This is a genomic window from Streptomonospora sp. PA3, assembly GCF_009728995.1.
GTDB lineage: Bacteria > Actinomycetota > Actinomycetes > Streptosporangiales > Streptosporangiaceae > Streptomonospora.
In genome coordinates this window covers 20421-43914 of the sequence record NZ_VTZW01000016.1, presented here as the reverse complement: position 1 = coordinate 43914, position 23494 = coordinate 20421, and the positions used below count along the sequence as shown (strand labels likewise).

Sequence of the window (23494 nt, the reverse complement as noted above, 5' to 3'; positions counted from 1 at the left end):
TCTTGAGGCCCGGCGTACGCATCGCGGTGGATCCCGGTAGCACGCGGATCGGGGTCGCCTGCAGCGATCCCAGCGGCATGCTCGCCACGCCTTTGGAGACCGTCCGCCGCGGCGAGGGCGATCTGGACCGGATCGCCCGGCTCGTGCTCGAACACGAGGCCCGCGAGGTCATCGTCGGCTACCCCGCCTCGCTCTCGGGCGAGGCGGGGCCCGCCGCGCGCCGCGCGCGCTCCTTCGCCACCGCGCTGGCCCGCAGGCTCGCTCCCGTGCCGGTGCGCCTGGTGGACGAGCGGATGACCACCGTCACCGCCCAGGACCAGCTGCGCGCCGGCGCCTCCTACGGCCGGCGCGGCGCCCGCGGCGGCAGGGCGCGGCGCTCGGTCGTCGACCAGGCCGCGGCCGTCGTGCTGCTGCAAAGCGCCCTGGACACCGAGCGCCAGAGCGGCCGCCCACCCGGCGAGGCCATCGGGAGCGGCGCATGAGCGACCGCGACCCCTACGACGGCGGCGGCTACGAGCGCGGCAGGCGCGGACGCCGCCGCGAGCCCGAGCCCGACCCCCTCGACGACGGCCGCGGCGCCCGCCCCTCCGGCGCCTACCCGGCCGATCCCTACGCCGACCCGCGCACCGATCCGTGGCGCTCGGCAGCGGCCCGGACCAGCCGCGTCGCCGATCCGCTGACCGACCCCTGGCCCGCGCACTCCCCGGAGCCGGGCGGCCCCGACTACGGCGCCGAGCAGCGCCTGCCCCGCTGGGAGGACACCCAGGGCGCCCGCCCCCGCGGGCGGCGCCACCGCGACCCGGCCGAGACCGCCGAGCCCGCTTCGCCGACCGGCCCCGCACCCCAGCCGCCCGCCGGCGGCGGCGGGCCGCACGGGCGCCGCCGCAGATCCCGTTCCGAGGAGGAGGCCGAGGAGCATCTGGCCTGGAGCCGCCAGGACCCCGGCGGCCAGGACGACGACTTCCACCCAGCCCCGCCGCGCGTGCTGGACTTCGATGCCGTTCCCGTGCGCCGCAAGCGCTCGCGCGGCGATGCCCCTGAGGGCGAGCCGCGCGGCGGCCGCCGCCGGCGCTCCGCCGAGTCGGGGGCGTTTCCCGCCGTCTCCGAGCCCGGCCGCCCCGACGACGGGCGCGCCCAGGGCCGGCGCCGGCGCTCGGCGGAGACCGGATCGTTCCCCGCCGCGGAGGATGCGGCCACCGGGCCGCAGGACCACGGCCGCGGCGACGAGCCCCGCGGCGGCCGCAGGCGCCGCGGGGCCGCCGACACCGGAGCCTTCGAGGCGGCCGCCCCGCCGACCGCCGCCGAGGAGGACGGGCGCGCGACGGCGGGCCGCTCCCAGCGCAGCGAGCGCGACCGCTTCTACGACGACGCCCCCGCCGCGGGCGGGCGGCGCCGCGCCGGCGCGGCACCGCCCGCGGACGGGGGCGACGAGGAGGAGCCGGCGGTCGAGCGCCGCGGGCGCGCCCCGCGGCGGGGCCGCACGCGCGATGCCGCCGCCGGCCGGCGGCGGCGCCGCGCCACCCCCGCCGAGGATCCCGCCGACGGCGCCGACTACGACGGGATCGAGGAGGACGACGACCCGGTCCGCAGCGAAGCGCCCGGCCGCCGGCGCCCCCGCCGCGCCTCCGGCGGCGGACGCGACCGCCGCGGCAGGGCGCGGGGCGGCGCGGCCCGCGCGGCGCGCGGCCGGGGCGGTCCCTCGCGCAAGACCCTGATCATCGTGCTGTCTGTGGCGCTGGTCGCCGCACTGGCCGCGGGCGGGTACGTGGGCCGCGCCTACGTCTTCCCGCCCGACTACGAGGGCCAGGGCAGCGGCAGCGTCGAGTTCACCGTCGCCGAAGGCTCCTCCGCCAGCGCCATCGCCCAGGATCTGGCCGACAAGGGGGTCGTGGCCAGCTCCCAGGCGTTCCTCAACGCCCTGGGCGACCACGGCGGCAGCGTCGCACCCGGCACCTACCGGCTGCACGAGCGCATGAGCGGCGAAGCCGCGGTGGCCATGCTGATGGATCCCGCCTCCCGCAAGCGTGCGCACATCACCTTCAAGGAGGGCCTGCGCGGCGAGGAGATCCTCACCCTCATCTCCGAGGAGACGGGGATCCCCATGAAGGAGCTGCGCGCCGCCTACGAGGACGGGGGGAAGCTGGGCCTGCCCGACTACGCCGAGCAGGGCGCGGAGGGCTACCTGTTCCCCGACACCTACGACATGCCGCCCGCCGCCGGCGCGGCCGCGCTGCTCAAGCGCATGGTCGACCGGTTCCACCAGGTGGCCGAGGACGTCTCGCTGGAGGACCGGGCCGAGCGGCTCAACCTGACGCCCAACGAGGCCATGGCGGTGGCGGCCGTCGTCCAGGCGGAGTCGGGTTCGGCCGAGGACATGCCCAAGGTCGCCCGCGTCATCTACAACCGGCTGCAGCAGGGCATGGAACTGGGCATGGACAGCACCTGCTTCTACGTGCTGGACGAGTACGGGATCGCGCTGACCAGCGCCCAGGTCCGCGAGTGCAAGAACAGCGGCAGCGACTACGCCACCTACGGCCGCACGGGCCTGCCGGCCGGCCCCATCGTCAGCCCCGGGCGCAAGGCGATCGAGGCCGCGCTGGACCCGGCCGAGGGCGACTGGCTCTACTTCGTGGCCACCGACCCCGAGAACGGCGTGACCGAGTTCGCCTCGACCTACGAGGAGTTCCTGCAGCTCAAGCAGGAGTTCGAGCAGAACCGGGGCGATGCGTGATGCGGGCGGCGGTGCTGGGCTCGCCGGTGGGCCACTCGCTGTCGCCGGTGCTGCACACGGCCGCCTACGCGGCGCTCGGCCTGGAGGGGGAGTGGAGCTACGGGTGCTACGAGTGCGCTGAGGAGGAGCTGGCCGGCTTCCTCAAAGGCTGCGACGACAGCTGGGCGGGACTGAGCCTGACCATGCCGCTCAAGCGCGAGGCACTGCGTCTCGCCGACGAGGCTGAGCCGGTCGCCCGCGAGGTCGGCGGCGCCAACACGCTCGTCCTCGGCGGGCGGCGGCGGGCGTTCAACACCGACGTCCACGGCATGGCCGCCGCGCTGCGCGAGGCGGGAGTCGGGGAGGTGTCCTCGGCCGCGGTGCTGGGCGGCGGCGCGACCGCCGCCTCGGCGGTGGCCGCGCTGCGCGATTCGGGCGCCGCGGCCGACGGCGGCGTCACCGTCCTGGCACGCGAGCCCGCGCGCGCATCCGGCGTGGTGGCTGCGGCCGAGCGCATGGGCATGCGCGTCGGCGTGGCGCCGCTGTCCGAGATCGACAGCCGGCTCGATGTCGACGTGGTGGTCTCCACGCTGCCCAGCGGCGCCGGCGATCCCTTCGCCGACCGCGTCGCCGCCTGCGGGGCGGCGGTGTTCGACGTGGTCTACAGCCCGTGGCCCACCGCCCTGGCCGCCGCGGCTCAGGCGGCCGGGCGCATCGTCGTCGGCGGTTTCCCGATGCTGCTGCACCAGGCGGCGCGCCAGGTGGAACTGATGACCGGCACCGAGCAGGCCCCCGTGGAGGCGATGCGCACCGCGGGCCTGGCCGAACTCGCCCGCCGAGCCGCAGGCGGCGGGGAGCCCGGCTGAAGCGCGACGTCTGTTATGTGACGGGGCGGCGAGGTCGGTGGAGGGCGGCGGAGGGTTGGGCCCGCGTGGGTTGGTTCGGGTGCCCGCCGGTGACCCGTGCGACGGGGCGGCGAGGGCCGCGCAGGGTGCAGCCCGCGCGAATCGGTCCCGGTGCTCGCCGGTTGAGCATGCGACGAGGCGGCGACGGCCGATGGGGGTTGGGGCGGGCGGTCACCGGTTGATGGAGGCGGATGGCGGGCCGCCCGACGCGGCGGCGAGGTCGGAGGGGGCCGCCCCCGTCGTGTTCAAGGAGTCGGTCACCACAGGAGGTTGCGGCAATGGGGCTGGGTTGCGCGAAGCGCCGATGCCAGCTTGCCGCCGAGCGCACGGTGCACCGTTGCGCCGGAGGCCCGCCACCGGTGGTGCGGCTCCATCTGAGAAGGACGGCGTGCGCTCGGCGGCAAGCTGTGACCGCGCTTCGCGGGGCGCACCCATTGCCGCAGCCTCGATGGTGGCCGCCCCGGTTGGTACCCGGTGGGTTCCTGGACGGCAGCCCCCGCCGTCCTGGGACACGGCCCAGGCGGGGACGTTTCGGGCATATCGCTTCAGCGGAGGTGACGATGCCCGCCGATGGCGCGCGGTGTTGCTGCGCGGTGCACCGGAGCGCCGGGCCTTCCGGTATGCGGAAGGAATCCGGGGTGGTTTGTCTGGAATGCCCGGACGTGGCGGGGGTGGAGGCGGCCGGGGTGCCACGAGGTGCGCGTTTGGAGCGGTTTTGGCGTGGATTCCGCTTCAAACGCCATGATCATCGCCGATCCGGGTCGCGCGGGCCGTCCCGGCGCCCCCGCATACCGGACATCACGGGACGATTTGGCACCCCAGATTGCCCGCCGTGCGGCCCGAGCCCGCCCGGGTGGTCGCGGGGCGCGTCTCGTCGCCCCGCCACCGCCCCGAAGGTGCCGAATGTCGGGTTTCCGTGCCCGGCTTCTGCGTCGAGCGTTGCCCGCGGACACCCTCGACGCGACCGGCGCGGGAGCGAGTTAAATTAAATCGGGCATTGGGGGTTCCGGTCCGGATGCGCGAGTGGATGAGGCGCCCCGGAACGCGCCCCCGGGGCGCCGTCCCCGTCGCCCACCGCCACCGGCGGGCACCCGAACCGATCCGCGCGGGCTCAGCCCTCCGCTGTCGTCGTCGCTTCGCCGGGTGATCGGACATGCGCCGACCTTTCCGCCGACCTTTCCGCCGGCCGACCCGCCGCACGCCGACCTGCCGCCGGCAACCGCCCTCCCGCGGAGGCGGGAATAGCCCACATGCCCCCGCTGTTGGATGATGCAGACTGTTGCAGGTCGCAGGTGTCGCCCGGCACTTGGGATGGAACGCAGCGAAACTACTGGTATTCTGGTCTCCTGACCTGATCCGGTGCACCGAGCATCGGACACGCGTAAGCGGAGGCGGATCCTCCCACCCGCCGGGGAAAACCCCGTTCGGGTCCGGTCGGCGGCGCATACGGTGCGCTGTTCGACGCCGTCGGTTCCGGCGGCGGCGCGTCGCGGCGGTGGCATTGGGCCCCGCCGGGAGGACGCGTTTCGGTGGATCACCCCGCTTGCACACCGCCGGCGGGGTTTTCGCTTTTCGGTTCCGTTCAGGGCCGGGTGACCCCCCACAAGAGTTACGACAAAGCTAGGGAGGGGTCCCATCAGCGCTGAGCCCCGCATCAATGACCGCATCAGGGTGGCCGAGGTCCGACTCGTCGGTCCCAATGGCGAACAGGTGGGCATAGTGCCCGTGCAGGACGCGCTGCGCCTCGCCGAAGAGGCCCAGCTCGACCTCGTCGAGGTCGCGCCCACGGCCCGCCCGCCGGTCGCGAAGCTGATGGACTACGGCAAGTACAAGTACGAGTCCGCGGTCAAGGCGCGCGAGTCGCGCAGGAACCAGTCGAACACGATCATCAAGGAGATCAAGCTCCGCCCCAAGATCGACCCGCACGACTACGAGACCAAGAAGGGTCACGTCGAGCGGTTCCTCAAGGGCGGGGACAAGGTCAAGGTGACGATCATGTTCCGCGGCCGTGAGCAGTCCCGGCCCGAGCTGGGACGCCGGCTGCTGGCCAGGCTGGCCGACGACGTCTCCGAGCTGGGAGCGGTCGAGTCGCAGCCCAAGCAGGACGGCCGCAACATGGTCATGGTGCTCGGACCGCACAAGCGCCGCTCCGAGCACAAGGCCGAGGCCCGCGCCGGCGGCGCCAAGCCGCGGCGCGAGCAGCGCCAGCAGGAGCAGGCCGGCCAGGGGACCTGAGCTCCGGCGGATCGGACCGGGCGCGTAGCGCCCCGCGTACGTTGATGCAGCGCGGTGTACCGCCGCCGAACCCGGTGGGGGAGGCGGAGGTGCGCCGCGGTGTGCCGGTGTGCTGTGCGCGAAGCAGTGCAGTCGTGCCGCCGGGAGGACCGGCGGCACCGGATTGAGCGACTGAGTAGGAGACGACGGCGACTATGCCGAAGAACAAATCCCACAGCGGAGCCAGCAAGCGCTTCCGTGTGACCGGCTCGGGCAAGATCATGCGCCGCCGTGCCAACAAGAACCACCTGCTCGAGCACAAGTCGAGCAAGCGCACCCGCCGTCTCAGCAGCGAGGTGGAGCTCGCCCCCGCCGACGCCAAGAAGATGAAGAAGCTGCTCGGCTAGCGGCTGAGTTCCATTCCGTCCGATCCGTCCGGCCGGATCCCTCCGGCGGGGCGCCATGCGCCCGCCGACCGGGATCGCGGCGGATAACGACGCCAACCCACAAGGGAGTCACAGTGGCACGCGTGAAGCGGGCTCTCAACGCCAAGAAGAAGCGCCGGGTCGTCCTCGAGCGGGCCAGCGGCTACCGCGGACAGCGTTCGCGCCTGTACCGCAAGGCCAAGGAGCAGATGCTCCACTCGATGACCTACTCCTACCGCGACCGCAAGGATCGCAAGGGGCAGTTCCGCAAGCTGTGGATCCAGCGCATCAACGCCGGGGCCCGCGCCAACGGCTTGACCTACAACCGGTTCATGCAGGGTCTCAAGCTCGCCGGTGTCGAGGTCGACCGCCGGATGCTCGCCGAGATGGCCGTCAACGACGAGGCGGCCTTCGTCTCCCTCGTCGAGACCGCCAAGAACGCGCTGCCCGGCGACGTGCAGCAGAAGTCCGCGGCCTGAGCGACCCGGTCCGACAGCACGACGCGATGGCGAGCCACGAGTTCATAAGCGCCAGGTCTCCCCGCATCAAGGGGGCTCGTCGGCTCGCCAAGCGCGCGTTCCGCCGGCGTGAGCGCCGGTTCCTGGCCGAGGGGCCGCAGGCCGTCCGCGAGGCGCTGGCGGCCCCGGGCCGGGTGCACGAGCTGTTCACCACCGCCGAGGCCGCCCAGCGCCACGCCGACCTGGTCGAGGCGGCCCACGACAGCGGCGCCGCCGTCCACCGGGTCACCCTGGAGGTCATGGCGGAGCTGGCGCAGACGGTCACCCCGCAAGGGCTGCTGGCCGTGTGCGGCTTCGTCGACGTCCCGCTGAGCGGGATCGGCCCCGCCCGGCTGGTCGCCGTCCTCTCCCACGTGCGCGACCCCGGAAACGCCGGCACGGTCGTGCGCACGGCCGACGCCGCCGGCGCCGACGCCGTGGTCTTCACCGACGCCTCGGTCGACCCCTACAACGGCAAGTGCGTGCGCGCCTCGGCCGGCAGCCTGTTCCATCTGCCCGTCGTCGTGGGCGTCCCCGTCGGCGAGGCCGTCTCCCATCTGCGCGGGCTCGGTGCCCGCGTCTTCGCGGCCGACGGCGGCGGCGACCGCGACCTGCACGCCGCGGCCGACGCGGGCGAACTCGACGGCGCCGTGGGCTGGGTGTTCGGCAACGAGGCCTGGGGCCTGCCCGAGGAGATCCGCGCCCTGACCGACGGCGCGGTCGCCGTCCCCATTTACGGCGCTGCCGAAAGCCTCAATTTAGCCACTGCCGCTGCGGTGTGCCTGTACACCACTGCGCGGGAGCAGCGCGGCCGGAGGGGCGCCTCCGGCGCCGCCCCCCGCTATGCGGCAGACGCGTAGCCACCCGCGAGACGGGTAGCACCGCGCGGTGCCGCGCGGTCGCTGGTGAGGCGCCCGCCACGCCGAGCTTTCCGGCGTATGCCCAGGTTTTCCCGCGTTCTGCGGGTTGCCCGCATCCCCCTTGTTGCCGATACGCTCAATCTCCCATCTACGGGTCGCCGGCGGAACGCAGGGGGACCGTCTCGCGATCATCCCAGCCGTGTCCCCGGAGCGTAGCGGGCGGAGACTGCGGGTAATGATCCCCGGCGGGCAGTCACATCAGGGCGTGGGGAGGCGGTCGTGGGCGGCGACCAACCAGGGGAGCGCGGCGGCGCGAGCGCGGCGGGCGCGATGCCCGAGCTCTCGGCCGAGGACCTTCCCGACGGCCTCCTCGTCGCCGACCGCGACGGCCGTGTGGTCACGTTCAACCGGATGGCCCGGCGGCTGTCCCGGCTCGCGCCCGAGGACGCTTTGGGGCACGACTTCCGCGACGTCCTGCCGCTGCACGACGCCGACGGCCGCGACTGGTGGAAGTGCAGCGACCCCTACGGCGGCCTGCGCACCCGCACCCGCCAGCCCGAGCGCCCGCTGTTCCTGGCCGACGGCCGCGAGATCCTGGTGGCCGCGCGCTACGTCCGCGACACCCCGGGCGGCGAGCTGAGCCGGCTGGTCGTCACCCTGCGCGACGCCTCCCACCGGGCCCGGGGCGAACGCAGCCGCGCCGACCTGGTCTCCACCGTCGCCCACGAGCTGCGCTCCCCCCTGACCAGCGTCAAGGGCTTCACCGCCACGCTGCTGGGCAAATGGGACCGGCTCACCGACAAGCAGAAGCTGTTCATGCTGGAGACGGTCAACGCCGACGCCGACCGCGTCACCCGGCTGATCACCGAGCTGCTGAGCGTCTCGCGCATCGAGTCCGGCCGGGTGGAGATCCGCAAGCAGGTGGTCGACCTCGGCGAACTGGCGCGCACCCTGGTCGCCGGCCGCGTGGCCGCGGGCGAGCCCGCCGACCGCTACCGGCTCGACGTCCGCGGGCCGCTGCCCGAGCTGTGGCTGGACGCCGACAAGATCGGCCAGATCATGTCCAACCTGCTGGAAAACGGTGTGCGGCACGGCGCTGGTACTGTCACCATTGTGATCGAGCCGCACGAGGACGGAGCCGTGGTGTCGGTACGCGACGAGGGCAAGGGGATCGCTCCCGACGCCGTTCCGCGTGTCTTCCGGCGGTTCTGGCGCACCCGGCGCCGCGGCGGCACCGGCCTGGGACTGTTCATAGTCAAGGGGCTGATCGAGGCCCACGGCGGCGAGATCACGGTCGGGCGCGCCCCCAGCGGCGGTGCCGAGTTCCGATTTACCGTGCCCGCCGGCGCCCCCGAGTTCGCATAAGCGCACCCGGAGCGGCCGCGGCGGGCGGTTTCCTCCCAGGTCCCTGTCGGCTTGAGCCCACGCGCAGCGCTGGGCCGTGACGGCCGCCCCGCCCTCGCGGGCGCGGGCGGCGAGGCGAACATCCATGTCTGCACCGAACAATTCATTCGATCCGGTCGAAGTGACTCCACTGCACCCCGACGAGGTCGCCCGGATGCGCGACGAGGCGCTGACGGCCATCGCGGGGGCCGCCACGCTTGAGGAGCTCAAAGAGGTGCGCCTGGCCCACGCCGGCGACCGGTCCCCGCTGGCCCTGGCCAACCGCGAGATCGGCGCGCTGCCGCCCTCGGCCCGCGCCGATGCCGGCAAGCGGGTGGGCGGCGCCCGCCGCGAGGTGGGCGAGGCGCTCAAGCAGCGCCAGGCCGAGCTGGAGGAGGAGCGCGACGCCCGCGTCCTCGTCGAGGAGGCCGTGGACGTCACCCTGCCCACCGGCCGCCTGCCGCAGGGAGGGCGGCACCCGGTCACCACCGTCGCCGAGCGGATGACCGACATCTTCGTCGGCATGGGCTTCGAGGTGGCCGAGGGGCCCGAGGTCGAGGCGGAGTGGTACAACTTCGACGCGCTCAACTTCCTGCCCGACCACCCGGCCCGCACCATGCAGGACACCTTCTTCGTGGAGTCGCCGGCGGGGGGCGCGTCCGGGCTGGTGCTGCGAACCCACACCTCGCCGGTGCAGGTGCGCGCGCTGCTCCAGCGCGACCTGCCGGTCTACGTCGTCGCGCCGGGCAAGACGTTTCGCACCGACGAACTGGACGCCACCCACACCCCCGTCTTCCACCAGCTCGAAGGGCTGGTCGTCGACGAGGGCATCACCATGGCCCACCTGCGCGGAGCCATCGACGCCTTCGTGGAGAACATGTTCGGCAGCGGCCTGAACACGCGCTTCCGGCCGTCCTACTTCCCGTTCACCGAGCCCTCCGCCGAGGTCGACATGGAGTGCTTCGTGTGCCGGGGCGCCTCGGTGGGCAACCCCGCCCAGCCCTGCCGCACCTGCTCCTCGGAAGGCTGGATCGAGATCGGCGGATGCGGCGTGGTCAACCCGCGCGTGCTGACCGCGGCGGGCGTGGACACCGACCGCTACAGCGGCTGGGCGTTCGGCCTGGGCGTGGAGCGGACCCTGATGTTCGCCCGCGGAGTGGAGGACATGCGAGACATGGTCGAGGGAGACGTGCGGTTCACCTCGGCGTTCGGGATGGAGTTCTGATGCGCGTCCCCGTTTCCTGGCTCAAGGAGTACACGGACCTGCCCGAGGGCACGACCGCCCAGGACCTGGCCGCCAGGCTCATCGCCCTGGGTCTGGAGGTCGAGACCGTCGACGCCGTCGGCGCCGACATCAGCGGCCCCATCGCGGTGGGCCGCGTGCTGGAGATCGAGGAGCTGACCGGGTTCAAGAAGCCCATCCGCTACTGCCGGGTCGACGTGGGCCGGGCCAACGGCACCGGCGAGCCGCAGCACATCGTCTGCGGCGCCCGCAACTTCGGCGAGGGCGACCTGGTCGTGACCGCCCTGCCCGGCGCCGAGCTGCCCGGCGGCTTCGCCATCAGCGCCCGCAAGACCTACGGCAAGGTCTCCGAGGGCATGATCTGCTCGGCCTCGGAACTGGAGCTGTGGGAGGACCACACCGGGATCATCGTGCTGCCCGCTGGCAGCGCCGAACCCGGCGACGACGCCTACGGGCTGCTGGGCCTGCGCGAAGACGTGCTCGACATCGCCGTGACGCCCGACCGCGGCTACGCGCTGTCGGTCCGCGGCGTGGCCCGAGAGGCGGCCACCGCCTACGGCACGGCCTTTCGCGATCCGGCCGAGGTCGAACCGGCGGGGACGCGGGGCGGGGGGTATCCGGCCTCGGTCGCCGACCCCGCCGTCTGCTCGCGCTACGTGCTGCACGGCGTCACCGGGTTCGACCCCGAGGCGCCCACGCCGCTGTGGATGAAGCGGCGCCTCGCGCTGACCGGGGTCCGCTCCGTCTCGCTGGCGGTGGACGTCACCAACTACGTGATGATGGAACTGGGCCAGCCGCTGCACGCCTGGGACCGCGCGGCGCTGCAGGGCCCCATCGAGGTCCGGCTCGCCCGCTCGGGCGAGAAGCTGGAGACCCTCGACCACGTCACCCGCGCGCTGGACCCCGACGACATCCTCATCACCGACGAGTCCGGCCCGATCAACCTGGCCGGCGTCATGGGCGGGCTGAGCACGGAGATCGGCCTGTCCTCGACCGACGTGCTGGTCGAGGCCGCGCAATTCGCCGAGACCCACATCGCCCGGGCGTCGCGCCGCCACCAGCTCTCCTCGGAGTCCTCGCGGCGCTTCGAGCGGGGCGTCGACTCCGCTGTGCAGCCGGCCGCCGCCACCCGCGCGGTCCGGTTGCTGGCCGAGTTGGGCGGCGGAACGGTCGACCCGCACTACACCGACATCGCCGGCGGGGCCGCGGCCGGGCCGCGGCCGATCGCCATCGCCGGCGACCATCCCGACCGCGTCGCGGGGGTGGACTACGGGCGCGAACGCGTGATCGCGGCGCTGGAGCAGGTCGGCTGCACGGTCGAGCAGGGCGATGCCCAGACGCTGCGGGTCACCCCGCCCACCTGGCGGCCCGACCTCACCGACCCCAACGACCTCGCCGAAGAGGTCGTCCGCATCGAGGGCTACGACACGATCCCCTCCATCCCGCCGCGCGCGCCGGCGGGGCGCGGCCTCACCCCGAGCCAGCGGCTGCGCCGCTCGATCGGCCGGCGGCTGGCCGCCACCGGGTTCGCCGAGGTGCTCTCCTACCCCTTCATGGGCGAACGGGACCTCGACGGCCTGCAGATCGAGGGCGACGACCCCCGCCGCGACGCGCTGCGGCTGGCAAACCCGCTGAGCGAGGACGAGCCGCTGCTGCGCACCACGCTGCTGCCGGGGCTGCTCAAGACGCTGGTGCGCAACGTGGGGCGGGGTTTCTCCGACGTGGCCCTCTACGAGATCGGCCTGGTCTACCGGCCGCGGCCCGGTGCGCCCGACCACGCCCCCATGCTCCCCGTCGATCGGGGGCCGAGCCCCCAGGAGCAGGAGACGCTGGCCCGCGCACTGCCCGACCAGCCGCGCCGGGTCGGCGCGGTGCTGGCCGGCGACCGGGAACCCGCGACCTGGCAGCGCCGGGGGAGCCCGGCGAACTGGGCCGACGCCATCGAGACCGCCCGCGAGGCGGCCCGCTCGGCCAACGCCGAGCTGATCGTGCGCTCCGCCCAGCACGCCCCGTGGCACCCCGGCCGCTGCGCCGCGCTGTACGTGCGCGTCGACGGCGAGGAGCGGCTCGCGGGCCACGCCGGCGAGCTGCACCCCCGCACGGTCGCGGCCTACGGGCTGCCGCAGCGCACCGCCGCCGTGGAGATCGACCTCGATGTGGTCGAGGCGGCCGGCGAGCCGGTGCGGGCGCCGCTGGTCTCGGGCTATCCGGTGGCCCTGCAGGACGTCGCCCTGGTGGTGGAGGACGGCGTCTCCGCCGCCGAGGTCGAGGACGCGCTGCGCGCGGGAGCGGGCGAGCTGCTGGAGGACGTGCGGCTGTTCGACGTCTACACCGGTGAGCAGCTGGGCGCGGGCCGCCGGTCGCTGGCCTACGCGCTGCGCTTCCGCGCCCCCGACCGCACGCTCGCGGCCGAGGAGATCGCCGCGGCGCGCGACTCCGCCGTCGCCGCGGCGGCCGAACGCACCGGCGCGGTGCTGCGCGGCTGAGCGGGCCGCCCTCCGGCGCGACCCGCTGTGTGTCGGCCCCGCCCCTGTCAAACATCGGAGGGGCGGGGCCGACACAGTTGTCTTAGAAGAATTTTCCCCGCATCTTCGCAGGTCAGGCGTTTGCCACGGCCGCGAGGTCAAACGTAGGATGAATGCTCCCGGTTAACGCGGGGATTATTCTTTGTTTCGTCTCTTGAACCGAGTCGGGCTGAGAACTTAACCTGCAGTCACCTGCCGCGATCCGGGGTCCCGGGGCACTCGCGGAACAGCTGTTTCAATCGGCGTTTTCTTGGTGCGTGTCCGCACGCACAGCTCGGCTCGGAGGTCGCTCTATGACCGAAACAGTGGTTTCGTATGCGCGCACATCGAGGGAGCGGCTGGAGGCCGGCCGCTTCTGGCACACTTTCAGCGATATGAACAAGGTGTCCCAGGGGCCGAAGTTCGTCGTCGAACGGGCGGAGGGGCCCTGGCTCTGGGACGAGAACGGCGACCGCTTCCTCGACGGCACCGCCAGCCTGTGGTACTGCAACGTCGGCCACGGGCGGCGCGAGATCGCCGACGCCGTGCACCGCCAGCTCACCACCCTCGACGCGTTCACCGTCTACGGCGACTTCGCCAACCGGCCCGCCCTGGAGCTCAGCGAGCGGCTCGCCTCCCACGCCCCCGTGGCCGACCCGCGGGTGATCCTCACCTGCGGCGGCGGGGAGTCCATCGAGACCGCCGCCAAGCTCGCCCGCCGCTACTGGGCGGCCCAGGGCCGGCCCGGCAAGCGGCACCTCATCAGCCGGACCGGCGGCTACCACGGGCTGCACGGGATCGGCACCGGCATCATCGGCATGGACCGCTTCCGCAGCGGCTTCGGGCCGATGGTCGAGGACGCCTCGGTGGTGCCGCACGACTCCGTACGCGCGCTGGAGGAGGAGATCCTGCGGGTCGGCCCGGAGAACGTCGCCGCCTTCTTCGCCGAGCCCGTCATCGGCGCGGGCGGCGTCTACGCCGTCGACGCCGACTACTTCACCGGCGTCTCCGAGGTCTGCCGCCGCCACGGCGTCCTCTTCGTCGTCGACAGCGTCATCTGCGCCTTCGCCCGCATGGGCAACTGGTTCGGGATCGAGCGCTACGGCGTGCGGCCGGACATGATCGTCTTCGCCAAGGGGGTCACCAGCGGCTACCAGCCCCTGGGCGGGGTCATCACCAGCGGCGAGGTCGCAGAGCCGTTCTGGAACCGGCCCGGCAACCCGTTCCACCACGGCACGACCTACGCCGGCCACCCCACCTGCTGCGCCGCGGCCTCGGCCAACCTGGACATCCTGGAGCGCGAGGACCTGTTCACGGTCGCCGCCGAGGTCGAGACCCAGCTCGACGGGGCGGTGCGCTCCCTGGCCGACCACCCGCTGGTGGCCGAGGTCCGCTCGGGCACCGGCGTCATGGCGGCGGTCCAGCTCACCGAGGAGGCGCTGGGCGAGCGCGGCATCACCACCGCCGAGGTCTTCGCCGAGGCCCGCGCCCGCGGCGTGATCCTGCGGGCGATCCCGCACTCGCTGCTGATCTCGCCGCCGCTGATCATCAGCTGGGAGCAGATCGACCACCTGGTCTCCACGCTCCGCTCCGCGCTGGACGCCGTCGGCGACCGGCACCAGTGACACCCGGCCGAGCCGAGCCGGGGGGCGCCGCGGCCGTGCCGCGGCGCCCCGCCTATGCGCAGGCCCGGCGCAGACGAGCAATTCGTTAACGAGAAAGATATTTCTTCGGTAATATAAGTAGGCGAGCAAGGTAGGGGGTCGATGGAAGCGGGGGCCAAGAGGTGAGCGGGCAGATGGACGCCGGGACCGGCGCCGGAATCGGCGACGACGAGCTCATCACCGCCTGGGGGCTGCTGGTCGAGGCCCTGCACGACACGTCCCCGCTGCTGCTGCGCGGTGTCGACCCCAGCGGCGGCGACATGTCCGGCCCCTGGTTCGAGGTGCTGATCCGGCTGCAGCGCTCGCCGGGCAACCGCCTGCCGATGAGCCGCCTGGCCCGCGAGGTCAGCCTCAGCAGCGGCGGGTTCACCAAGCTCGCCGACCGCCTGGAGCGCAAGGGCTACCTCGTGCGCACCTCCTGCCCCGAGGACCGGCGCGTGGTCTATGCGGAGCTGACCCCCGCGGGCCGCGAGTTCGCCGACAAGGCCCGGGCCCAGCACGTGCTGCTGCTGCGCGAGCACGTACTCGGCCCGCTCGGCGAGGACGGGCTGCGCCGCCTGGCCGAACTCGCCCGCCGCCTGCGCGACAGCGCCCGGGAGGCCTGAGCCGCGGCCGGCGCGGGCCGCCGCCGCCCGCGGGGGATTCCATTGATTCCGTCCGGACCCTCCGCGCGCAGACGTGCGGCGGCGCCCCGGTAGTCTGATCGGCTGTCACGTGCAGCAGGAACACGAGCGGGCGTGCGGGGCGCGGCGGCGTCTGGACTGACGAGCGCAGGAGCGAGGCCCGGCACGCCCGCGGAAGAGCCGACCAGCCGGGGGCCGCCCATGAGTCCGTTCACCGTCGCCGCCGAGATGCGCGCCGTCCCCCGTTCCACGGGCTTCCGCAACGGCGGGGTCTCCTACTGGTTCCGCGACGTCGGCCTGCCCGAAAGGCGCGCCGCCCTGCCCGGCGACGCCGACTACGACGTGTGCATCGTGGGCGCCGGCTACACCGGCCTGTGGACCGCCTACTACCTGAAGAAGGCGCGCCCGGACCTGCGCGTCGCCGTGCTGGAGCGCGAGTTCGCCGGCTACGGGGCCTCCGGGCGCAACGGCGGGTGGCTCTCCGCCGAGTTCGCCGGGTCCAAGCGCCGCTACGCGGCCACCCACGGCAAGGCCGCGGTGGTCGCCCTGCAGCGCGCCATGATGTCCTCGGTCGACGAGGTGATCGCGGTGGCCGGCGACGAGGGCATCGACGCCGACATCGCCAAGGGCGGCATGCGCCTGGTCGCCACCAACCCCGCGCAGAAGTCCCGGCTGCAGGAGGAGGTCGCCGAACTGCACGAATGGGGCTACTGGCCCGAGGACCTGCACCTGATCGACCCCTGCGGCGAGCCGCGCCTGCAGGTCGACGGCGCCGTGGCCGCCGCCTACAGCCCGCACGCCGCGCGCGTGCACCCCGCGAAGCTGGTGCTCGGCCTCGCCGCGGCGGCCGAGCGGCTGGGCGCCGACATCTTCGAGGACACCCCGGTCACCGAGATCCGCCCGCGCACCGGCGCCGAGCGCGCCTGCGCCGTCTCACCGCACGGGACGGTGCGCGCCGACCACGTCATCCGCGCCACCGAGGGCTTCACCGCCACCCTCCAGGGCCAGCGCCGCCAGTGGCTGCCGATGAACAGCTCCATGATCGCCACCGAGCCGCTCACCGATGTGATGTGGCGCCACATCGGCTGGGAGCGCCAGGAGGTGCTGGGCGACCAGGCGCACGCCTACTGCTACGCCCAGCGCACCGCCGACGGCCGCATCGTTATCGGCGGGCGCGGCGTGCCCTACCGCTTCGGCTCCGCCCGCGACGTCGACGGCGCCACCCCGCCCCAGACCATCGCCGAGCTGTGGCGCGTGCTGGCCCGGCTGTTCCCCGTCGCCGCCGAGGTGCCCATCGTCCACGCGTGGTCGGGCGTGCTCGGCGTCCCGCGCGACTGGTGCCCCACGGTGAACCTGGATCCCCGCACCGGCCTGGGGTGGGCCGGCGGCTACGTCGGCAGCGGCGTGACCACGAGCAACCTGGCCGGGCGCACCCTGCGCGACCTGGTGCTGGGGGAGACCACCGAGCTGACCCAGCTGCCGTGGGTGGGCCGCAGCGTGCGCGGCTGGGAGCCCGAGCCGCTGCGCTGGGTAGGCACGCACCTCGTCTACGGCCTCTACCGCGGCGCCGACCGCCGCGAGTCCGACCGGGTCTCGCGCACCTCCCGCCTCGCCGACATCGCGGGGCGTTTGGCGGGGCGATAGCCCGTGTTGAAGAACGGCGGGGGCGCGGCTTTCCAGGAACCCGCCGGGTACCACCCGGGGCGGCCGCCATCGCGGCTGCGGCAATGGGCGCGTCTCGCGTAGCGCGGCCCGCCCGTCAGCCCGCCACCGCCCCAACGGAGACGCTTCGCGCCACGTGCCCGCCCGTCAGCCCGCCACCGCCCCAACGGAGACGCTTCGCGTCACGTGCCCGCCCGTCAGCCCGCCACCGCCCCAACGGAGACGCTTCGCGTCACGTGCCCGCCCGTCAGCCCGCCACCGCCCCAGCGGGGACGCTTCGCGTCACGTGTTTGCTTGCCGCCGAGCGCACGCGGTTCTTCCCCGGTGGAGCCGCACCACCGGTGGCGGACCTCCGGCGCAAAAGTGCGCCGTGCGCTCGGCGGCAAGCCGGCGCAGAACAAGTACGTGGCGCGCAGCGCCTCCGTTAGGGGCGGTGGCGGGTGACGGGCACGATGGGCTCGTGGCGCGCAGCGCCTCCGTTAGGGGCGGTGGCGGGTGACGGGCACGATGGGCTCGTGGCGCGCAGCGCCTCCGTTAGGGGCGGTGGCGGGTGACGGGTGGGATTCGCGCATCACAGCCCCATTGCCGCAGCCGCTGTGCTGTGGTGTCCGGCTTCTTGAACAGGACGTAGGGGCGGTGGCGTGCACCCGCTGCCGCTCCACTCACACCACTTGCATAATCTTGCAGGGTGATGCATGATGGTTCAAGGATTGCGGAGGGTGCACCACAAGGGGGCGACGATGGGATACACGGCGGCCGTCGCCGGGGCCAGCGGCTACGCGGGGGGCGAGCTGCTGCGCCTGCTGCTGGGGCATCCCGAGATGGAGGTCGGCACCCTCACCGCCGGCGGTAGCGCCGGCAGCCGGCTGGGCGAGCACCAGCCGCACCTGGTGCCCCTGGCCGACCGGGTGCTGGCCGACACCACCGCCGACACCCTCGCCGGCCACGACGTCGTCTTCCTGGCGCTGCCGCACGGCCAGTCCGCCGCCATCGCCGAGCAGTTGGGCCCCGACGTCCTCGTGGTCGACTGCGGCGCCGACTTCCGCCTCACCGACTCCGCCGCCTGGGAGCGCTACTACGGCACGCCGCACGCCGGCACCTGGCCCTACGGGCTGCCCGAGCTCCCCGGTGCGCGCGAGGCGCTGGCCGGCACCCGCCGCATCGCGGTGCCCGGCTGCCACGTCACCACCGCCACCCTGGGGCTCTTCCCGGCGATGGCCGAGGCGCTGGTCGAACCCGAGGCCGTCGTCGTCGCCGTCACCGGTACCTCGGGAGCCGGCAAGGCGCCCAAGCCCCACCTGGTCGGCAGCGAGGTCATGGGATCGGTCAGCCCCTACGGCGTCGGCGGCGCCCACCGGCACAACCCCGAGATCGTGCAGAACCTGTCGGGCGCGGCGGGCACCCCGGTCACCCTCTCCTTCACTCCCGTGCTGGCCCCGATGCCCCGCGGGATCCTGGCCACCTGCACCGCGCCGCTGCGCCCCGGCGCCACCGCCGAGCGGATCACCGCCGCCTACCGCGACCGCTACGCCGACGAGCCCTTCGTGCGCCTGCTGCCCGAGGGCACCTGGCCCAGCACCGCCATGACGCTGGGCGCCAACACCGCGCTCGTCCAGGTCACCGTCGACCCCGACGCCGGGCGCATGGTCGCCGTGGCCGCGCTGGACAACCTCACCAAGGGCACCGCCGGCGGCGCCCTGCAAAGCGCCAACATCGCCCTGGGGCTGCCCGAGGCCGCCGGCCTGCCCGTCACCGGCGTCGCGCCCTAGCGCTCCGCGGGCCCCCGCGGCCGCCGCATCCGCATCCGAACGCACGTGAAAGGCCCTCACCGTGAGCGTCACCGCACCCAACGGGTTCCGCGCCGCCGGAGTAAGCGCCGGCCTCAAGCGGGACGGCGCCCGCGACGTCGCCCTCGTCGTCAACGACGGACCCTCCCGCGCCGCCGCGGCGGTCTTCACCCGCAACCGCGTCAAGGCCGCCCCGGTGCTGTGGTCGCAGCAGGTGGCCAAGGGCGGCCGGGTGCGCGCGGTGGTGCTCAACGCCGGCGGCGCCAACGCCTGCACCGGCCCGGCCGGGTTCCAGGACACCCACGCCACCGCCGAGCACGTCGCCGCGGCCCTGGACGACTCCGCCGGCGAGATCATCGTGTGCTCCACCGGACTCATCGGCGAGCGGCTGCCCATGCCCCGCCTGCTGGAGGGCGTCCAGGCCGCCGCCGAGTCGGCCGCGCGCGACGGCGGCCCCGACGCCGCCGACGCCATCCGCACCACCGACACCGTCGCCAAGATCGCCTTCAAGCGCGGCACCGGCTACACCATCGGCGGTATGGCCAAGGGCGCCGGCATGCTCGCGCCCGCCCTGGCCACCATGCTCTGCGTCATCACCACCGACGCCGACCTCACCCCCGCCCAGTGCGACGGCCTGCTGCGTGCCGCCACCCGGCGCACCTTCGACCGCGTCGACTCCGACGGCTGCGCCTCCACCAACGACACGGTCGTGCTCATGGCCAGCGGCGCCTCGGGCACCGCCCCCGACGAGGCGGAGTTCGGCGCGCTGCTCACCGAGGTCTGCGACGACCTCGCCCGCCAGCTCATCGCCGACGCCGAGGGCGCCACCAAGTCCATCGCCGTCGAGGTCGTCGGCGCCGCCAGCGAGGACGACGCCGTCGAGGCGGCCCGATCCGTCGCCCGCAGCAACCTGTTCAAGTGCGCCCTGTTCGGCGAGGATCCCAACTGGGGCCGGGCACTGGCGGCCGTGGGCACCACCGGGGCGGCCTTCGAGCCCGACGAGGTCAACGTCGCCATCAACGGCGTGTGGGTGTGCCGCCGGGGCGCCATCGGCGACGACCGCGCCAAGGTGGACCTGAGCGGGCGCGACGTCACCGTGACCGTCGACCTCTCGGCGGGCAGCGAGGCCGCGACCGTGTGGACCACCGACCTGACCACCGGCTACGTGCACGAGAACGCCGACTACAGCTCCTGACGCCACCGCTTCGGGGCGAACACGTTGGAAAGGGAGGGAAGAACGGTGCGCCCGGGCTCCGCGCGCGGCGCGGCGCCCGCACCGCGAATCCGATGAACTCTCGCAAACAGGCCCTGGACAAGGCCAACACGCTGATCGAAGCCCTTCCCTGGCTCAGCCGGTTCCACGGCAAGACCGTCGTGGTCAAGTACGGCGGCAACGCCATGACCGACCCCGCGCTGCGCGAGCGCTTCGCCCAGAACATCGTCTTCCTGCGCTACGCCGGCCTGCGCCCCGTCGTCGTGCACGGCGGCGGCCCGCAGATCAGCGCGCACCTGGACCGCCTAGGCGTCACCAGCACCTTCGCCGCCGGCCTGCGGGTGACCACGCCCGAGACCATGGACATCGTCCGCATGGTCCTGGTCGGCCAGGTCAACCGCGACATCGTCGGACTGATCAACGCCCACGGCCCCTTCGCCGTGGGCCTTTCGGGCGAGGACGCCCACCTGATCACCGCCGAGCGCAAGTCCGCCTGGGTCGACGGCGCCCCCGTCGACCTCGGCCAGGTCGGCGAGGTCGTCGACGTCCAGCCCGGCGTCGTGCGCACCCTCCTCGACGACGGGCGCATCCCCGTCATCTCCAGCGTCGCCCGCTCCGACGAAGGCGTCTTCAACGTCAACGCCGACACCGCCGCCGCCGCGCTCGCCGTGGGCCTGGGCGCCGGCAAGCTCGTCGTCCTCACCGACGTCGAGGGCCTCTACGCCGACTACCCCGCCTGCGAGGAGCTGATCAGCAGGCTCACCGCCGGCGAACTGGAGGCCATGCTGCCCGAGTTGTCCTCGGGCATGGTGCCCAAGATGGAGGCGTGCCTGCAGGCCGTGCGGGGCGGGGTCCCGCAGGCCCACGTCCTCGACGGGCGCACCCCCGACTCCATGCTGCTGGAGATCTTCACGAACGAGGGCATCGGCACCATGGTCGTCGCGGAGGCCGCGGAACCCACAGAGCCCGTGGACATCTTCGAAGGCGAGAGTGACCTGTGAGCGCCACCACCGACCTGCAGGCCCGCTTCGAGGCGGTGCTGATGCCCAACTACGGCACCCCGCCTCTGGCGCTGGTCCGCGGCGAGGGCCGCCGGGTCTTCGACGCCGACGGCAGGGCCTACCTCGATCTCATCGCCGGCATCGCCGTCTCCGCGCTCGGCCACGCCCACCCCGCGCTGGTGGCCGCCGTCGCCGACCAGGCCGCGGCCATCGCCCACACCAGCAACCTGTTCCTGCACGAGCGCGAGATCGAGCTGGCCGAGCGGCTCGTCTCCCTCCTGGACACCGGCGCGGGCGAGGCGCGTGTCTTCTTCGCCAACTCCGGGACCGAGGCCAACGAGGCCGCGCTCAAACTCGTCAAGCGCGCCGCGGGCGAGGGCCGCACCCGCATCGTGGCCACCGAGGACGGGTTCCACGGCCGCACCCTGGGCGCCCTGTCCATCACCGGCAAACCCGCCATCCGCGACCCCTTCGGCCCGCACGGCACCGACGTGGTCTTCGTGCCCCACGGCGACGCCGACGCCCTGCACGAGGCCGTCGACGAGACCTGCGCGGCCGTCGTCGTCGAACCCGTGCAGGGCGAGGCCGGCGTGGTGCCGGCACCCGAGGGCTACCTCGCCGAGGTCCGCAGGATCTGCGACGCCGCGGGCGCCGCCTTCGTCCTCGACGAGATCCAGAGCGGCATCGGCCGCACCGGCCGCTGGTTCGCCCACCAGGCCCACGGTGTGACCCCCGACGTGCTCACCCTCGCCAAGGGACTGGGCGGCGGCCTGCCCATCGGCGCCTGCGTGGGCTTGGGCCGCTACGCCACCGCCTTCGCCAAGGGTGACCACGGCTCCACCTTCGGCGGCAACCCCGTGGCCTGCGCCGCCGCCCTGGCGGTGCTCGACACCATCGACGGCGACAACCTGCTGGCCTCGGCCGCCGAACTGGGCACACTGCTCGAACACGAGATCACCGCCCTCGACCACCCGCTGCTGGCAGGCGTCCGCGGCAGCGGCCTGTGGCTGGGCATCCGGTTGAACGACGCCGCCTCGGCCGGATTCCAGGCCGCCGCCGCGGCACACGGATTCCTGGTCAACGCACTCACCCCCGACACGGTGCGGCTCGCGCCGCCGCTGACCATCACCCGCGACGAGGTCCTGGAGTTCACCGCCGCCCTGCCGGCCATCCTCGAGGAGGCACGATGAACGCATCCCCCCACCCCCTACGGCACTTCCTGCGCGACGACGACCTCACCCCCGCCGAGCAGGCCGCGGTTCTCGACCTCGCCGACGCCATGAAGAAGGACCCCTACGCCTACCGGCCGCTGGAGGGCCCGCGCACCGTGGCGCTGCTGTTCGACAAGCCCTCAACGCGCACCCGCGTGTCCTTCGCCGTGGGTGTGTCCGAGCTGGGCGGCCACCCCCTGGTCATCGACGCCCAGGGCAGCCAGCTGGGGCGCGGCGAACCCGTCGAGGACACCGCCCGCGTCCTGGACCGCCAGGTCGCCGCCGTCGTCTGGCGCACCTTCGCCCAGCGGCGCCTGGAGACCATGGCCGAAGCCGGCTCGGTCCCGGTGGTCAACGCCCTCACCGACACCTTCCACCCCTGCCAGATCCTCGCCGACCTGCAGACCGTCCGCGAGCGCAAGGGCCGCCTCGCCGGGCTCACCCTCGCCTACTTCGGCGACGGCGCCAACAACATGGCCCACTCCTACCTGCTGGGCGGCGCCCTGGCCGGCATGCACGTGCGCATCGCCGCGCCTGAGGGCTACCGGCCCGACGCCGGCGTGCTCTCCCGCGCGGGCGAGATCGCCGGCGCCACCGGCGCCTCGGTCACCGTCGCCGGCGATCCCGCCGAGGCCGCCGCGGGCGCCGACGTGCTGGCCACCGACGTGTGGACCTCGATGGGCCAGGAGGACGAGGCCGAACAGCGGGTCACCCCCTTCCTCGGCTACGCCGTCGACGAGCAGGCCCTGGCCCTGGCCGCGCCCGGCGCCGTCGTGCTGCACTGCCTGCCCGCCCACCGCGGCGAGGAGATCGCCGCCTCGGTCATCGACGGGCCCAACAGCGCGGTCTGGGACCAGGCCGAGAACCGCCGCCACGCGCAGAAGGCGCTGCTGCACTTCCTGCTCACCGGCGGCGCCGACCCGGACCAGGGCAGAGGAGGCGCGCGACGGTAACGGGTTCCCCTGCCTGAAGGCGGGGGCCTTCCACCCACCCGGGTGGAGGCCCGCCGTTACCAGCACCAGCCAACACCATGGGAGGTGAACCGCGTTGGCTACGTTCCGCACAGGAGAGAAGACCCACCAGGCCGTGCCTCCTCAGCGGCCTACTCTGGAACCCGCCCCAGCAGACAACCCCGGGAACAGGGACGAAACGGGGGGCGGGCGCCGTGAGGCACCCGGTGCGGGACATGTGCGAGAGGAGACCGGCGCCGCTTCCCCCGGCGGCGCCGGCGCCACCCCCGCGCCCTCCGAGGTCGGGGAGCAGCACCGTGAGGTGCCCCCGCACGTTTTCGTGCTCGACACCAACCGCGTGCCGTTGCAGCCGTGCCACCCGGCACGCGCCCGCCAACTCCTGGATAAGGGCCGGGCGGTCGTGCACCGCCGCACCCCCTTCACCATCCGGTTGAAAGACCGCACCGTGGAGAACTCCGAGGTCGACGGCGTCGACGTCGGTATCGACCCCGGGTCCAAGCACACCGGAGTGGCCGTGTTCACCGCCCGCGGGGGCGAGCGGCGCGGCCGGTTCGCGCTCCGGCTCGACCACCGCGGCGCCCTGATCAAAAAGAGGATGGGGCAGCGGTCGGCCTACCGGCG

19 protein-coding genes are annotated in these 23494 nt (G+C 73.8%); all 19 read left to right on the top strand.

Annotated elements, in window-relative coordinates; translation table 11 throughout:
* The first annotated feature begins 2 nt into the window (after window positions 1–2).
* On the top strand, window positions 3–482 hold the full coding sequence (gene ruvX, locus FZ103_RS16710) for a Holliday junction resolvase RuvX (RefSeq protein WP_156002445.1): 480 nt from the start codon (window positions 3–5) through the stop codon (window positions 480–482).
* Window positions 479–2731, top strand: coding sequence for an endolytic transglycosylase MltG (gene mltG / locus FZ103_RS16705; RefSeq protein ID WP_156002444.1), 2253 nt, complete (start codon window positions 479–481; stop codon window positions 2729–2731). Before ruvX ends, mltG begins: the two co-directional genes overlap by 4 nt.
* Entirely contained in the window at window positions 2731–3576 is an 846-nt protein-coding gene (locus FZ103_RS16700) for a shikimate dehydrogenase (protein WP_156002443.1), read from the top strand. Before mltG ends, FZ103_RS16700 begins: the two co-directional genes overlap by 1 nt.
* Before the next feature lie 1674 nt (window positions 3577–5250).
* Complete coding sequence (gene infC, locus FZ103_RS16695) at window positions 5251–5850, top strand: translation initiation factor IF-3 (RefSeq protein WP_186356523.1); 600 nt, start codon at window positions 5251–5253, stop codon at window positions 5848–5850.
* A 194-nt stretch (window positions 5851–6044) separates the two neighbouring features.
* Entirely contained in the window at window positions 6045–6236 is a 192-nt protein-coding gene (rpmI, locus tag FZ103_RS16690) for a 50S ribosomal protein L35 (RefSeq protein ID WP_156002442.1), read from the top strand.
* 113 nt (window positions 6237–6349) lie between these two features.
* Window positions 6350–6733 (top strand): 50S ribosomal protein L20, encoded by a 384-nt coding sequence (rplT, locus tag FZ103_RS16685; RefSeq protein ID WP_186356422.1) that lies wholly within the window; start codon window positions 6350–6352, stop codon window positions 6731–6733.
* 26 nt (window positions 6734–6759) lie between these two features.
* Window positions 6760–7611: an RNA methyltransferase gene (locus tag FZ103_RS16680; RefSeq protein WP_156002441.1), complete on the top strand. Its 852-nt coding sequence runs from the start codon at window positions 6760–6762 to the stop codon at window positions 7609–7611.
* Window positions 7612–7941: 330 nt separating this feature from the next.
* Window positions 7942–8976, top strand: a complete 1035-nt coding sequence (locus tag FZ103_RS16675; protein ID WP_156002915.1) for an ATP-binding protein — start codon at window positions 7942–7944, stop codon at window positions 8974–8976.
* Between the two features lie 124 nt (window positions 8977–9100).
* Window positions 9101–10219, top strand: a complete 1119-nt coding sequence (gene pheS, locus FZ103_RS16670) for a phenylalanine--tRNA ligase subunit alpha (RefSeq protein WP_156002440.1) — start codon at window positions 9101–9103, stop codon at window positions 10217–10219.
* Entirely contained in the window at window positions 10219–12723 is a 2505-nt protein-coding gene (pheT, locus tag FZ103_RS16665) for a phenylalanine--tRNA ligase subunit beta (protein ID WP_156002439.1), read from the top strand. Before pheS ends, pheT begins: the two co-directional genes overlap by 1 nt.
* A 413-nt stretch (window positions 12724–13136) precedes the next feature.
* Complete coding sequence (locus tag FZ103_RS16660; protein ID WP_156002914.1) at window positions 13137–14366, top strand: aspartate aminotransferase family protein; 1230 nt, start codon at window positions 13137–13139, stop codon at window positions 14364–14366.
* A 173-nt stretch (window positions 14367–14539) separates the two neighbouring features.
* Window positions 14540–15010, top strand: a complete 471-nt coding sequence (locus FZ103_RS16655) for a MarR family winged helix-turn-helix transcriptional regulator (protein ID WP_156002438.1) — start codon at window positions 14540–14542, stop codon at window positions 15008–15010.
* Window positions 15011–15229: 219 nt separating this feature from the next.
* On the top strand, window positions 15230–16672 hold the full coding sequence (locus tag FZ103_RS16650) for an FAD-binding oxidoreductase (protein WP_255430076.1): 1443 nt from the start codon (window positions 15230–15232) through the stop codon (window positions 16670–16672).
* Window positions 16673–17430: 758 nt separating this feature from the next.
* The gene (gene argC / locus FZ103_RS16645; RefSeq protein ID WP_156002437.1) at window positions 17431–18459 is read left to right on the top strand and encodes an N-acetyl-gamma-glutamyl-phosphate reductase; all 1029 of its coding nucleotides are present in this window, start codon (window positions 17431–17433) and stop codon (window positions 18457–18459) included.
* A 61-nt stretch (window positions 18460–18520) separates the two neighbouring features.
* Window positions 18521–19672, top strand: a complete 1152-nt coding sequence (gene argJ / locus FZ103_RS16640; RefSeq protein WP_186356421.1) for a bifunctional glutamate N-acetyltransferase/amino-acid acetyltransferase ArgJ — start codon at window positions 18521–18523, stop codon at window positions 19670–19672.
* A 92-nt stretch (window positions 19673–19764) separates the two neighbouring features.
* Complete coding sequence (gene argB, locus FZ103_RS16635; protein ID WP_156002436.1) at window positions 19765–20691, top strand: acetylglutamate kinase; 927 nt, start codon at window positions 19765–19767, stop codon at window positions 20689–20691.
* The gene (locus FZ103_RS16630; RefSeq protein ID WP_186356420.1) at window positions 20688–21881 is read left to right on the top strand and encodes an acetylornithine transaminase; all 1194 of its coding nucleotides are present in this window, start codon (window positions 20688–20690) and stop codon (window positions 21879–21881) included. Before argB ends, FZ103_RS16630 begins: the two co-directional genes overlap by 4 nt.
* The gene (argF, locus tag FZ103_RS16625) at window positions 21878–22855 is read left to right on the top strand and encodes an ornithine carbamoyltransferase (protein WP_156002435.1); all 978 of its coding nucleotides are present in this window, start codon (window positions 21878–21880) and stop codon (window positions 22853–22855) included. The genes FZ103_RS16630 and argF overlap by 4 nt, the downstream gene beginning before the upstream one ends.
* 319 nt (window positions 22856–23174) lie before the next feature.
* On the top strand, window positions 23175–23494 hold a 320-nt coding region (locus FZ103_RS25600; RefSeq protein WP_343233571.1), incomplete at its 3' end, for an RRXRR domain-containing protein.

What these genes read in the sequence shown, in the direction of transcription:
- argF (WP_156002435.1), top strand. Translation starts at nt 21,878, where the DNA reads ATGAACGCATCCCCCCACCCCCTACGGCACTTCCTGCGCGACGACGAC.
- FZ103_RS16655 (WP_156002438.1), top strand. Translation starts at nt 14,540, where the DNA reads ATGGACGCCGGGACCGGCGCCGGAATCGGCGACGACGAGCTCATCACC.
- FZ103_RS16680 (WP_156002441.1), top strand. Translation starts at nt 6,760, where the DNA reads ATGGCGAGCCACGAGTTCATAAGCGCCAGGTCTCCCCGCATCAAGGGG.
- FZ103_RS16660 (WP_156002914.1), top strand. Translation starts at nt 13,137, where the DNA reads ATGAACAAGGTGTCCCAGGGGCCGAAGTTCGTCGTCGAACGGGCGGAG.
- FZ103_RS16675 (WP_156002915.1), top strand. Translation starts at nt 7,942, where the DNA reads ATGCCCGAGCTCTCGGCCGAGGACCTTCCCGACGGCCTCCTCGTCGCC.
- FZ103_RS16700 (WP_156002443.1), top strand. Translation starts at nt 2,731, where the DNA reads ATGCGGGCGGCGGTGCTGGGCTCGCCGGTGGGCCACTCGCTGTCGCCG.
- mltG (WP_156002444.1), top strand. Translation starts at nt 479, where the DNA reads ATGAGCGACCGCGACCCCTACGACGGCGGCGGCTACGAGCGCGGCAGG.
- argB (WP_156002436.1), top strand. Translation starts at nt 19,765, where the DNA reads ATGAACTCTCGCAAACAGGCCCTGGACAAGGCCAACACGCTGATCGAA.
- FZ103_RS16650 (WP_255430076.1), top strand. Translation starts at nt 15,230, where the DNA reads ATGAGTCCGTTCACCGTCGCCGCCGAGATGCGCGCCGTCCCCCGTTCC.
- pheT (WP_156002439.1), top strand. Translation starts at nt 10,219, where the DNA reads ATGCGCGTCCCCGTTTCCTGGCTCAAGGAGTACACGGACCTGCCCGAG.
- argC (WP_156002437.1), top strand. Translation starts at nt 17,431, where the DNA reads ATGGGATACACGGCGGCCGTCGCCGGGGCCAGCGGCTACGCGGGGGGC.
- pheS (WP_156002440.1), top strand. Translation starts at nt 9,101, where the DNA reads ATGTCTGCACCGAACAATTCATTCGATCCGGTCGAAGTGACTCCACTG.
- rpmI (WP_156002442.1), top strand. Translation starts at nt 6,045, where the DNA reads ATGCCGAAGAACAAATCCCACAGCGGAGCCAGCAAGCGCTTCCGTGTG.